This window comes from Methylobacterium sp. E-041, from assembly GCF_022829665.1.
Taxonomy (GTDB): Bacteria; Pseudomonadota; Alphaproteobacteria; order Rhizobiales; family Beijerinckiaceae; genus Methylobacterium.
Genome location: NZ_JAKSYQ010000130.1, coordinates 1 through 12,479, shown reverse-complemented (window position 1 = coordinate 12,479; position 12,479 = coordinate 1). Strand labels below are relative to the sequence as shown.

Below are 12,479 nucleotides of genomic sequence, written 5' to 3'. Positions count from 1 at the left end.
CGTGGAGCAGCAGGGCGCGGCGACGCAGGAGATCGTACGCAACGTCAGCCAGGCGGCTGTGGGCACGGCGGAGGTAACCGGCAACATCACCGGCGTGGCGGGCGCGGCCGAGGAGACCGGCGCGGCGGCGACCCAGGTGCTCGGCGCGGCGTCCGAGCTGTCGCGTCAGTCCGAGCACCTCGCGGCGGAAGTCGACCACTTCCTCGCGACCGTCAGAGCCGCCTGAGGTAGAACCTCACGACTCAGGTGCTACGGCCGACGTTCAATCCCGACTTCAACGTCCGCTTCTGCTCCTTCTCGGCGCAGAAGCGGACGGGCGGCTTCCCACCCAAGTCGGTCATAGAGCGGACGGGCGGGTCCCGACCCAACTCAGCCGTTCGAACCACCATCGGCGCTTCCCGAAAGCATCCATGCATAGGAGTCCAGACACCTCGGCCCTGCACCCTGAGAACGGCGAACGCCTCCAGTTCCTGTTAGACCGGAGTTAGGTCCGATGCCGCGCCTTCCCCTCGTCGTCCAAGGCGACATAGGTGAACACCCCTTCGGTGACCTTCTGCGGATCACCTCCGGTCCTATCCCGGATCCAGACCTCGATCCGAACGCCCAACGATGTCTCACCGTCTTCCTGTAGGGCGCAGTAGCAACTCACCTCATCGCCGACCGAGATCGGCCTGAGAAAACGCATTGCGTCGATGCTGACCGTCGCCACGCGGCCCTCAGTTCGCTGGGCAGCAAAGGTTCCGCCGGCCAGATCCATCTGCGAAACCGTCCAGCCTCCGAAGATGGCGCCAGCAGCGTTCGTGTCGCGCGGCATGGCGATGGTGCGCAGGTGTGGACCCTCGGACGGGCTTGAGCTCGTGGCTGCCATGGGAGGTGCTCCGTCCTTGTACGATCAGGCCTGCGACCCGGCGAGTGGCGAGGTCTCGTATCGGGCGAGCAGTTCAGCCGGATCCCGATAGGTGGCGATGCAGCCGGCCTGCATGAGTTCTTCGACCGTCCACCCCCCCGTAAGCAGCCCAATCGTCCGAATGCCGGCCTTGGTAGCAGCTTCGGCATCGTAGGGCGTATCACCGACGACGACGGCATCCTGTGCCGCGACGCCGTTTAGGCGCTCCAGGGCCGTCTGGAAGATGTCCGGGTTCGGCTTGCTCTCCTCCGCGTCATCAGACGACGTCTCGATGCTGATGAGATCGTCGATCTCGGCGATCTTCTTGTAAGTCTTGAGCTCGTCGCCCTTGGCGGAGGAGGCGAGTGCGAGCTGCTTGCCGTCGGCCAGCAGGCGCTCGACGAGCGCCCGAACCTGCGGCAAGCCCTTGATGGTCGGGAGGTAGAGCTCCTTCAGGATCCCCGAGCGGTGCTCCTCCAGGGCATCGCCCTTCTCGGCGATCTCCGCCTCCGACAGGAACACCGGCATCAGGAGGTCCCCGCCCTTGCCGATCTGCCTCCTGAGTTCTTCGAAAGGGATGTCGTGACCGAAGTCCCGGAAGGCATCCTGCCAGGCACGGGCGTGCTGGGGGACCGAATCGATGAGGGTACCATCGACGTCGAAAATCACCGCGGTGGGCATGAGACGCTTTCTTGTCTGTTGTTGGCGGCGGCGACCCATCAGGAGCCGGCCTTGCCCCTGTCCTTGGAGATGAACGTGCTTCAGCTCCGTGGTCGTCCTTCAGCCGTGAGGCTTGAACACCACCTTGGTGCAGGCATCCTTCTTGTCCCGGAACATGTCGTACAGCGCCGGGCCGTCCTCCAGGTTCGTGGAGCGATGGCTGATGATGAAGGACGGGTCGATGTCGCCGTTTTGGATGTGCTCCATCAGCGGCTTCATGTAGCGGACCATGTGGGTCTGGCCGGTCTTCAGGGTCAGGCCCTTGTTCATCAGGACGCCGAGGGCGACGGGACCGACCGGGCCCGCGAAGACGCCGGGCATCGAGACGTTGCCACCGGGGCGGCAGGCCAGGATCGCCTGGTTGAGCGCGAACGGACGCTCCAGGCTGACGGTGTGCTCCATAATGGCGGACGACACCTTCTGCAGCGTGGTGTCCGCCCCGTGGGACTCCATGCCGACCGCCTCAATGACCGAGTCTGGTCCGAGGCCGTGGGTCATCTCCATCAGCGTGTCCTGGATGTTCTCGGTGGATAGATCGATTGTCTCGGCACCGGCTTCCCGCGCCAGGGCGAGGCGCTCCGGGACGCTGTCGATAGAGATGACGCGCTTGGCGCCCAGCATCAGGCAGCACTTGACCGCGAGCACGCCGACTGGGCCGCAGCCCCAGATCGCCACCGTGTCCTCCGGACCGATGTCGCAATGCTCGGCGGCCTGGTAGGCGGTCGGGAAGATGTCGCTAAGGAACAGCACCTGCTCGTCGGTCAGGCCCTCGGGTACGACGATGGGGCCGACGTCGGCGTAGGGCACCCGCAGGTACTCAGCCTGGCCGCCGGGGATGCCACCGGTGAGGTGCGAGAAGCCGAACAGTCCGGCGAGCGGATAGCCAAACACCTTGGCCTGCATCGCTCCATTTGGATTGGTGCGCTCGCAGCAGCTCCAGTTGCCCCACCTGCATTGGCGACACTCGCCGCAGCAGATCGTGAAGGGCACCACGATGCGGTCGCCGACCTTCAGCTTGGCGTTGTCCCGACCAACCTCGATGACTTCACCCATGGTCTCGTGCCCGAGGACGTCGCCGCACTCCATCGTGGGCATGAAGCCGCCCATGAGGTGAAGGTCCGAGCCGCAGATCGCGCAGGCGGTCACCTTGATGATGACGTCACGACCATGCTCGATCTTCGGGTCCGGCACAGTCTCGCACGAGATCTTGCCTCGGCCCTGCCAAGTAAGTGCCTTCATTTCGATGATCCTACTGGAAAATATCACGCGCTAAACCGCGGAAAAAACCGCTCGCCGCCGAGCGCTAAGCATGATGACAACTAATCCCCGACTCTCTTGATCCCACGAGCGACAATAAGAATTTTAGCGAATGGGATCGCCCGACCGCCTTTCGGGACGCTGGCAGCCTTATCACCCCAGGAAGGGTGGCGACCGCGCCCGGCCGGACCATTACCGGGTGCCCGGACCGGCAAGTTGCAGCGATGGCGGTCGACACGGGTCTGCCCGGCGTTTTGTGTTGCGGTGCAACATTCGTTGCTGGATCGTGTTGGATAGATGCTACCCTCGCATCGCTGCGTGAGGGATGTCATCCCGATCGTCCGCTCGTCGTGCGGGTCCGGAGGTGCTGCCATCCCCCGGAGAGACACCATGATGCGCTTCGCCGCCGCGCCGTTCTAGCGACCCTTCCGCTTCCCGCCCTCGCATCGTTCTGCGCCGAACAGATCGGCACCATCGAGCGTCGCCTCGACAGCGCCGGGGCGGTTCAGATCGCGGGCCTGAAATCGGGGCACGAACTTCGAACAGCTTCGGCCCGAGGTCTGACCGATATCCGCCGCGGCTCACCGAGCGATCCGGAGATGGTTTCAACCGCCGACCACATCGCCGCCGCGCGGACCCTCATCGTCCGGGCGTCCGCCGAGGACCGAGGCGGCGACAAGCGCGCATGCGAGAATATGATGACCGAGGCAAAGGGCATGATCGGCGCCCTGCCGTAGCTCACATTCCGCTCCGTACAGGGCCATCCTTGAAAGCATCCCTATGACAGAGCGTCCCGGACCCGCGGCGATTAAATCGGCGGAGCGATCCATCGACCGGCCCGGCGCCTTGGCACGTCGGTACGGCAACCAAGCCGGTAGCGGCGCCTACGACCTGTTTGTGCCTTCGGGTTCCGGACACGGTCCCCGTCCGCTCGTGGTGATGCTCCACGGCTGCTCGCAGACCGCGCGCGACTTCGCCATCGGAACCCGGATGGACCGGCTGGCCGAGGAGCAGGGCGTCATCGTGGCCTATCCCGATCAGCCCCGGTCGGCCAACATGATCAAGAGCTGGAACTGGTTCAGGGACAGCGACCAGCACCGCGGGAGGGGCGAGCCGTCTATCCTCGCCGGGCTGACCCAACGGATCATGGAGGATTTCGACGTGGACCCGGCAAGGGTCTACGTCGCGGGCCTGTCCTCGGGCGGGGCAGCGGCCGCGGTGATGGCCAAGGCCTACCCGGACATCTATGCCGCCGTGAGCATCCATTCCGGTCTCGCCAGCGGGGCCGCCGGGTCGATGGCGGCAGCCCTCTCGACGATGCGTCGGGGCGCCGTGCGTCAACCGTTGCGGACAGCGCATCCGGTTCCGACCATCGTGTTCCATGGGGACCGCGACACGACCGTCGCACCGCGTCAGTCATCGCCCTGGTCGAAATCGCTACGGCTTTTCGAATTAAATTATCGAACAATTCGCCTTACATCTGGGCCCAGTGGCGAGAAGCAGCCGCAGTCGCGCCCCCCTGGCTGTGGATAAGTCGTAATAAGTCCCGGAATTTTTTCAGGCCAGCGGCACTCAATTTCATAAGTCACGGTGACCGCGGATCTTGTTCGACTTTTACTCCAGTCCACTTCGAATCCGCGATCATCACGATTCCCCTTCCGGCAAAGACTCCTTCCAGTGCCGACATTGCCAAGCTCTGAAGAGATCGTTCTCCAGCCTCGAATCCTTGGACTGTGCGTAGGCTAACTCCGGATATCTCGGCGAGCTGCTTCTGCGACAACTCCAAAAGGGCGCGAGCGGCTCGACACTGCGCTGGCGTAATCATTTCATCCTCCGATGGGCAGAAAAGCCTTCTTACGTAAAATACGCCAGGTTGCACATTAGACGCCAAGCCCGTGTCGACTGCGAATGTTCGCCGCTCCGGGGCGTGGAGGTCGATTGATGTTGCCGCATTCCGCCAATCGAAACGTCGTAGATCCCCTTATGAAAGCCGCGACCGATGCAGTCGCGGCCGCAGTGAACACCAAGTTTCCGCTCGACGAGGTCCTCGGCGCGGAACTGAGCCGCCTGATCAGCATCTCGTCCTCCGTAGTCAAGCGTCATGGGATCCTTCTCGAGAAGGCTTTCGTCGAGGCTCTGCAAGCGAGTGGTCGGTTCGAGGTCCTTCACAACCCGGTCATTCCGATCACCGCGGCCGCCGACGGGCTTCTGGGTTCGAACACGGCCGAGAGCTTGGCGCGGCTCAACCTCCGCTATGATCAGCCCGCCGTGCGCTCCGTCAATCACGATCTAATCGTGATCGACATCGCCGCCGGCTGGGCCGGCGCTTATTCGGTGAAGCGTGGCGGCGGCGACATGGGTCCGCGCTTGCGCAAACCCCTGGAACGCGATGTCGCCTCGGTGCGCCTGCTGCTGCGTGCCTATCTGCGTGACCAGGGCTACTCGACGATCGACGTGACGACGTCGGCCTGCATCGACTGGTTTGGCGCGGCCGGTCTGCCCCCGCACCTCACGGTGCAAGGTCCGGACGTTGATGCGCATTTCGGCGTGCCGGTGATCCCGACCGTCGAGCGGATGACGCGCCATCTGCGCGAAGAACTGCACCGTGCCATACCCGATCTGCTCCTGCCGCTGATACGGAAGTTCGAAACCTCGCCGCCCGTCCGCACGGTCCCGGCACATGACGCTGCCGACGCTGCGTGCGAGCGACAGGACGAGGCTTCGGTCAAGCGATTGGTCGAGGCGATCTTTCCGATCGGGCCGGACGCGATCCGCCTGTCGGCACGGACGCGCAACACGCGCTGATCGCCGTCCGACGTCATCCGTCTCGGACACGTCGTCCCCCGCCCCGAGCGGGAACGAGGCCGCCTGCCTGAGCCGCCTCAGGATCTCATTGGAGATTGACATGGATACTTTCGAAGCAGAACTCCACGCGATCGCACTTCGGTGCTCACCCGAATTTCGCGTCCTACGCAAACTCGTCCGACGAACCTATTGTGAACGACCGCTCGGTCCCCGCACGAAAATCGGCTTGATCGTCGACGTCGAAACGACAGGCCTCGATACGGGTTCCGACGGCGACGAAATCATCGAACTCGGAATGATCAAGTTCGCCTACACGCCGGGAGGTGTCATCCTCGGTGTGGTGAGCCAGTACGAGGGCTTCCATCAGCCGAACCGTCCGATCCCTGCCCTCGTCAGGCGATTGACTGGGATCACCAACGACATGGTCAGAGGGAAGCGCCTCGACATCGCCGCGATCGCAGCCTTTGTCGAAGACGTGGACATCGTCATCGCCCACAACGCAGACTTCGACCGACGCTTCATGGAGCGAGCCTGTCCCGTGTTCGCGACCTTGCCATGGACCTGCTCACAGACTCAGGTGAAATGGTTCGAAGAGGGTCTGGAAGGAACGAAGCTCTTCTACCTCGCCTATCATTTCCGGTTCTACTTCAACGGCCATCGCAGCATCGACGACTGCTACGCACTGCTGGAAATTTTGGAGCAGTCCTTGCCCGAGTCCGGGCAGACCCCTCTGGCGCATCTGTTGGCAGCGGTTCGGCAGCCGAGCTTGAGGGTCTACGCTCTCGGCCTCCCATACGACTTGAAGGATCGCGTCCGTGCCCACGGGTACCGCTGGTCGAACGGGGAGGATGGACGACCGCGGGCGTGGCATCGTGACGTGACCGCCGAAGAGGTCGAGCGCGAGCTCCGGTTTCTCGACGATCTCGATCGGGGAGACGTGTTGGAGCCTCTGGTGATGGAGTTGGATGCCTACGTCCGCTTCTCCGATCGCCAGGCTTGATCGCGATGTCATCGCCGTACGTCGACGATGCCGAGCCAGCGTCAACGTCCAGCCCGACGTTGACGGCATCCGGTTTCACACCCGCTCAAGCCGTCGCCATCGCCGAATTGGTCGGTGAGGAGACCACCGCCGCCGTCGAGGCCCTCAAGCACGAACTCGCGAGATAGCACGTGTACCTCAGCCTCTACATGCTGCCCAGGTCGGCATCGTCCTCATGGCGATCCTTCTCGTCGAAGCCGTCCGTGATCCCCTGCCGCGCAAGAACGCAAACCTGGGGCCCTGCCGTTCCGAAGCCCGCCAACGTGTTTCGACAGCGATTCAAGGTGAACGAACTCTAAACCTGCCTCGATTCGAGGTGCTTCAGAGTGGAACAAGACCAAGCGCCAGAAAAAAATCTGAGGCCTCAGGCCCTGCGAAAGTCCCGCCCGATCCTTCCGCAAGTCTTTGAAATCAGAGCGATTCGCCAACTGTCACCAAAGCATGACCGAGGCGGGCAGAAGCGCTCGAACCGGAGGTGGCCCTAGTGCGGTGCCGCGCGATGCGCTTAAGATTTGTCTATGAACGGCGGCACAGTGCCGACCGACGGCAAAATGAGGTCCGTCAGCCCGAGTTCCTCGGGCCGGGTCACCACGGGGGCGTCCGACTGCAATCGGACACCCCCACTCGGTGACTACCCGAACTACCGACGTCACCAGGCATGGATCGTCGTCGGCAACACCCCGTGAGGATGCTGTACCCACCCGGTGCGAGGAATCGCACCGGAACGGCACGGGCTGGACGGTCGCACGTCGATGACGGCGGCGCAAGAGTCTGGGTCCGGGTCCAGCATTCTCATCATCCTTGACGCCCTTGCCGTCGCATCGATCTGCGTCTCCACGCAAGTCGTCGACGGATCGCCGGTTCGTCCTGAGCTTCGCCGATAGGCAGGACGCTCATCGAACCAAGATGATGAGGATATTTGTGCAGTGAACCCGATCCGTTCGGGCAAGGCAGAGCCTTGCCTACATTACGGCCCCCTACCGAGCCGCGCTTCGCGCTCCTCCATCCGGCCCTCCAAGGGCGGTACCAGGGTCACGATCGTCGGCGGCGACCCGCCGCGAGAAATCCGGTGCGAGAGTGATCTCGAGGCCAAGGCGACATACGTGTTCCTAGCCGACCGTGACATCGTCGATGTCTCGGAGCAGCCCCCGGCGGTCACCTACCTCGACGGGGACGGCGAGCCCCACAGGCACACCTTCGACTTCCTGCTGACCCGCCGGTCGGGCGAACGGATCCTCGTGGCGATCAAGCCCGAGGCCCGCGCGCAGGCCAAGAACTTCCGGGCCCAGCTGCGCCAGATCGCAGCCTACGTCCCCAAGGCGATTGCCCAGAAGGTCAAGCTCATCACCGATGCCGACCTCGGGCGTGACCGCGTCCATGACGCCAAGCTCATCTGGGCGGCCCGTCGTACCCCGGATCCCGAGGCGGACGCAGCCGTGGCTGTCTGCTACTCCGATCTGACCGGTGCGATCACCGTCGGAGACCTCGTCGCCAGGAGCGACCTGAAGGGACGGGGCTTCATGGCCGTCGTGCGCGCGATCGCGAACGGCGGTCTGACCGCGAATGCGCGGAGGATCGGTTACGAGACCCTCGTTCGGGCAGCGCCGAAGGCACCCCGGACACACGACGTCGAAACCGACGCTTCGGTGGGGGACCAGCCGTGAGCGCCGGGCCGGGATCGGGCTTGCCGCCGCTGCTGCGCCATCACATTGACGACCTGCATGTGATCGGCGGGACAGAGTACCGTTGGTACGCGACTACGGACGCGGGCTACATCTTCACGCGCGTCCAAGATCCCGGTATCCGGGAGGCCTTCACCTTCGAAGAGTTCGATCGGATCCGGCGGCGGCGCGACTATCGGTTCGAGCGCGGCTGGTTCGAACAAGGCCGGGTGAAGACCCGCCTTTTCCACGGCGTGGCGTACATCGCCGACTGCAGCTCGTACCTCCAGAGGGTCGTCCTCTATCGCTTTACAGCGTGCTCGTTGTTGCTGCAGCGCGTCGCGGCCGGAACCGCCTCTTTGTCCGACGAGTCGCTGAAGGAAGTCCTTCCCAAAATTGGCGACGAGATCAAAGCGATCGAGAATCCGCTGCGCCGCACCAAAGACGGCAAAATGCGCAAGCGGCGCGGTGGCCCCATCAAAGCCTCGGAAAGGAAGACCGACGCCACTGGCGATTCCAATCCTGGATGCGAGATGGTCGGTCCCAAGGCCTTCCGCGGTTGGATGACGCGTCTGCGCCGCGCCGATTTTGACCCACGAAGCCTGATCCCCCACTACGGCAATTGTGGTCCCCGCGCTCCAGTGGTCTCGCTGGAGGTCCGCGCGCTCGCCGTCAAGTTCGTCGTCGGCTATGCCGCCAATGGCCGCCCGAAGAAGAGCGATCAGTGGAACAAGCTCGATCTTGCGATCAAAGACAAGAACAAAGACCGTCTGATTGCGGGTCTCGAACCCTTGCTCATGCCATCGAACAAGTGGTTCAATAAGCAGGTCGACGAACTCGACGCCTTCGATACTTATGCCGGTCGCTACACGCGTGAAGCGGCGATCGCACGGTTTCGTATCAGCTCGGGGGGGCTTGAGGTCACGCGTCCGCTCGCGCGCGTCGAGATGGACGAATGGGAGGTCTCCCTCTCGATCCTCGCCGTCCAAGCCGGCCTCTGGGATGTCCTGCCCCTCGAACTGCGCGAAACGATCTCCCAGCACAAGTGCTACATCGCTGTCGCAATCGATTGTTATTCTCGTGTCATCCTCGGGATGAACCTCGCTTGGACCGCATCTCCCAACAATGCGCTAGCAGCGCTCAGGATGGCGCTTAGCGACAAGGGCACGTTCGCCGATAGCCTCGGTACGCTGACCCCATGGGACATGTTCGGCCTCATGGAAGAGCTCGCCACGGATGGCGGTCCCTCCTTCTCCAACGGCCGATTTCGCAGGGCTTGCCTTGAGTTGGGGATCAATCCCGTCCTGACGATTGGCGGATTGCCCTGGATGCGCGGGCGCGTCGAGCGCTTCTTCAGTCGCGCTCATACCGAACTTATCGGCCGCTTCAGTGGCCGCACATTCGAGAACGTCGTGCGCCGCGGAGCCTACGAATCGGAAAAGAACGCGAGCCTGACAATCGAAGATGTGCGCTACGTGTTCGTGCGATACATCGTCGACATCTATCACAACCTCCCGCATGAAGGTCTTAGAGGGAAGACCCCAAGAGAAGTTTGGCTGAACGGCATCCAACTCTACCAGGGCTTGCTGCAACCGCCAGACCGCGGCAGGATGCGGGCGGCCTTCGGAATCGAGCGTGAGGCGACGCTCGACCACGAAGGTGTCCGCTTTCTCGCCCTTCACTATCAATCCGCCCCCCTGCAGCAACATCGCCGCAAGGTGGCCGATGAGCGCGGAACGACCCGCGTCCGGATGCGCGTCGATCCGGACGACCTCGGCACGGCCTCCGTTCAGATCGGCTCGGACGGGCCATGGCTTTCCGTCCCGTGCACGACCCTGGGCATGGAGGATGTCACCCTCCAGACCTGGACGCTCAGCCTGGCGGACATGCGCGCACGCTTCGGCCCCGGCCGCATGCGCTCGGACGTCATTCAGGAGACGAACCGCGCCATCGAAAACCTCGCCACGGCCGCGCGGCACCGGGCAGGCATCGCACCGCCCACTTTGACCCAGGAGCAGCTCGACCACGCCGAGGCCCACCTCGCGCTTGGCATGCATGTCACGAGTATCGACCCGACCGAGAGCGATCGAGCGGCGATCAGCGCCACCGACTTCTATCACGATGCCATCAAGACCGGCGCAGCGCTGGGCGAGGCGTCCGTGGACGATAGCGTCACCGAGGGGACCGACCGATCCGACGAGCGGACCGATACGGGCCCGGATACTGCCGGCGGCCAATCTTCACCCAGCGGCGAGAAGAAATGGAGGATCGACTGATGATGGATGACCGATCGTCGAACGCACTTGATCGACTGAGCCATGCCTTGGGCAAACATAAGCTTGCCCGGGTCGAGATGATGGAACGCATCACCGCGCGTTTCCTCACGACCCAGTGGCACAAAGATCTCGAAAAGACCTTGGACGACACACTTTGCACTTTACTACAGCGGACCGATCCATCGAAACCGCGCGGGGCCGGCAATCGCCGCGAGGGTGCGGTCATCCTCGTACTCGGTGAGACGGGGGCGGGAAAGACACGCGCCGTACGCCGTCTCCTCGGCAAGCATCCGGCCTACACGGGCTTCGATGAGGCTGGAGATGATGACAAGAACCCTTCGGCGATTCACGTGGAGGTCACTGCGCCGGGGAACTTCTTGTCCATCGGCATGCAGATCCTCGAAGCGTCAGGCTATCCCGTCATTCGGGACTTGAAGGGCCGTGAGATCCGAAGCCTTCTGACCGATCGCCTGAAAATGCTTGGCACGACCGTGCTTTACCTCGACGAGATGCATAGCGTCACAGACACGGCGAAGGTCAACGAGATCGAAGATCTGCTTGCGGCCATCAAAGGGTTGGTGGCCAACCCCGTATGGCCCATCATCGTCATCATCTCCGGGCTGCCCCGCCTGACGGATTTCATAGAGAAATCGCGTGAGGTCACACGCCGGACACGCCCTGTCGCGTGCGAAGAACTCTCGCGGGATGATGGCGACGACAGAGAAATGCTCGCGGCCCTCATCTTGGAACTCGCCGACATGGCTCAGCTAAAAATTACCGGGGCTCAGATCACAACACTCATTCCCCGTTTGATCCACGCCGCTTCCAGTCAGCTCGGATACGCGATCACACTCATCCATCGTGCCATCGGATCCGCGCTGGACGCCGAGGTCGGACGGTTATCGATCCAACATTTCGCGGAAGGCTACGCCGACTGCACGAAATGCGGTCCTGGGGCAAACCCCTTCCTCGTGCCGGACTGGTGCGCAGTCAAGCCGCTTCAGTTGCTGCGCAAAGACCCGCTTCCGGCACCTCGGCTGATCCAACCCAAGGCAAAACGCACAAAGGCGAAAGGGGATCGGGGATGACGCGCCTGCGTCCATCCCTGCCAATCAACCACGACGAGACGTTGACCAGCTACGTATCTCGGTTGGCCCAGCTTCATATGAGGCCGAGCGCTCGCAAATTCTGCGGTGAACTCGGCATTGATTTCGGACTGCTGTGTCAGGGCAAAACCGAAACGGTCCAGCGCCTCGCCGAAATCACCGGCCTATCGGGCGACGTCCTGGAACGAGCAGCGCAGGTACATGGGACCGAGGGATGGCTCCTCAGGGGCGAGCGCTTCGAACGGACGGCGCTGCGCCGAACGTCCTTCGCGTTCTGTCCCGCCTGTCTGCGAGACGATGCGGCGAACAGGACGAAGATTGGCACAGCCATATACGAACGACTGCCCTGGACACTGAAAACGGTCCGGACCTGCGCGAGACACGCCATCGCCCTGACGATCGTCTCGCCGGAAGCGGAAATTCACGAGCTCCGGGATTTTGCGCGCCGGGTCGTCCTCTATCGTAAAGAAACCTTACGGGCGTTCGACTCCGGTACAAATCGGCGAGCCACGAGCCTCGAACGGTATATCGAAGACCGGTTTCGCAGCGATCGGACAGACACCACGGCGTTCCGAGCGGTTCCGCTCTAGGTCGTGTCCCAGGCGGTGGTGTAGCTGAGGGGTGGTCATCGGCGGTTGCCGGGTAGGGTCGGGTTGCGACGACCAACCCCGAACCCGAGAGACCCCCGATGACCGACGAGATCATGGCCCTGCGCGGGCTGATGGAGAA

At 63.1% G+C, this 12,479-nt stretch carries 12 protein-coding genes and 1 pseudogene; 9 read left to right on the top strand and 4 right to left on the bottom strand.

Going from position 1 to position 12,479, the window contains the following annotated elements; translation table 11 throughout:
• Window positions 1-226: pseudogene (locus MKK70_RS11685) on the top strand (methyl-accepting chemotaxis protein); the annotation flags it as partial.
• 258 nt (window positions 227-484) lie between these two features.
• On the opposite strand, the gene MKK70_RS11680 reads toward MKK70_RS11685, so the two are convergent.
• The 3 genes from MKK70_RS11680 to MKK70_RS11670 all read right to left on the bottom strand — a co-directional run bounded on the left by MKK70_RS11680 (window position 485) and on the right by MKK70_RS11670 (window position 2,845).
• Complete coding sequence (locus tag MKK70_RS11680; protein WP_243947866.1) at window positions 485-868, bottom strand: acyl-CoA thioesterase; 384 nt, start codon at window positions 866-868, stop codon at window positions 485-487.
• A 24-nt stretch (window positions 869-892) separates the two neighbouring features.
• Window positions 893-1,567, bottom strand: a complete 675-nt coding sequence (locus MKK70_RS11675) for an HAD family hydrolase (protein ID WP_243947864.1) — start codon at window positions 1,565-1,567, stop codon at window positions 893-895.
• 99 nt (window positions 1,568-1,666) lie between these two features.
• Window positions 1,667-2,845 carry a zinc-dependent alcohol dehydrogenase gene (locus MKK70_RS11670; RefSeq protein WP_243947862.1) on the bottom strand — a complete coding sequence of 393 codons (1,179 nt, stop codon included), beginning with the start codon at window positions 2,843-2,845 and terminating at the stop codon, window positions 1,667-1,669.
• A 242-nt stretch (window positions 2,846-3,087) separates the two neighbouring features.
• Between MKK70_RS11670 and MKK70_RS11665 the strand changes: the two genes are divergently transcribed.
• Both MKK70_RS11665 and MKK70_RS11660 read left to right on the top strand, forming a co-directional pair.
• Window positions 3,088-3,600 (top strand): hypothetical protein, encoded by a 513-nt coding sequence (locus MKK70_RS11665; RefSeq protein WP_243947860.1) that lies wholly within the window; start codon window positions 3,088-3,090, stop codon window positions 3,598-3,600.
• 43 nt (window positions 3,601-3,643) lie between these two features.
• Window positions 3,644-4,396: an alpha/beta hydrolase family esterase gene (locus MKK70_RS11660; protein ID WP_243947858.1), complete on the top strand. Its 753-nt coding sequence runs from the start codon at window positions 3,644-3,646 to the stop codon at window positions 4,394-4,396.
• A gap of 52 nt (window positions 4,397-4,448) precedes the next feature.
• On the opposite strand, the gene MKK70_RS11655 is transcribed toward MKK70_RS11660, so the two are convergent.
• Window positions 4,449-4,688, bottom strand: a complete 240-nt coding sequence (locus MKK70_RS11655) for a helix-turn-helix domain-containing protein (protein ID WP_243947856.1) — start codon at window positions 4,686-4,688, stop codon at window positions 4,449-4,451.
• 158 nt (window positions 4,689-4,846) lie between these two features.
• Here MKK70_RS11655 and MKK70_RS11650 point away from each other — a divergent pair, with 158 nt between their 5' ends.
• The 6 genes from MKK70_RS11650 (at window position 4,847) to MKK70_RS11625 (ending at window position 12,340) form a co-directional block, all read left to right on the top strand.
• Complete coding sequence (locus MKK70_RS11650) at window positions 4,847-5,668, top strand: hypothetical protein (protein ID WP_243947854.1); 822 nt, start codon at window positions 4,847-4,849, stop codon at window positions 5,666-5,668.
• A gap of 100 nt (window positions 5,669-5,768) precedes the next feature.
• A complete protein-coding gene (locus MKK70_RS11645) occupies window positions 5,769-6,668 on the top strand; it encodes a 3'-5' exonuclease (protein WP_243947852.1) in 900 nt (299 codons plus the stop codon).
• A 965-nt stretch (window positions 6,669-7,633) separates the two neighbouring features.
• A complete protein-coding gene (locus tag MKK70_RS11640) occupies window positions 7,634-8,371 on the top strand; it encodes a Tn7 transposase TnsA N-terminal domain-containing protein (RefSeq protein WP_243947850.1) in 738 nt (245 codons plus the stop codon).
• A gap of 20 nt (window positions 8,372-8,391) precedes the next feature.
• The gene (locus MKK70_RS11635; RefSeq protein WP_243947848.1) at window positions 8,392-10,644 is read left to right on the top strand and encodes a Mu transposase C-terminal domain-containing protein; all 2,253 of its coding nucleotides are present in this window, start codon (window positions 8,392-8,394) and stop codon (window positions 10,642-10,644) included.
• Window positions 10,644-11,732: an ATP-binding protein gene (locus tag MKK70_RS11630; RefSeq protein ID WP_243947846.1), complete on the top strand. Its 1,089-nt coding sequence runs from the start codon at window positions 10,644-10,646 to the stop codon at window positions 11,730-11,732. The genes MKK70_RS11635 and MKK70_RS11630 overlap by 1 nt, the downstream gene beginning before the upstream one ends.
• Window positions 11,729-12,340: a TniQ family protein gene (locus MKK70_RS11625; RefSeq protein WP_243947844.1), complete on the top strand. Its 612-nt coding sequence runs from the start codon at window positions 11,729-11,731 to the stop codon at window positions 12,338-12,340. The genes MKK70_RS11630 and MKK70_RS11625 overlap by 4 nt, the downstream gene beginning before the upstream one ends.
• Window positions 12,341-12,479: the final 139 nt, after the last annotated feature.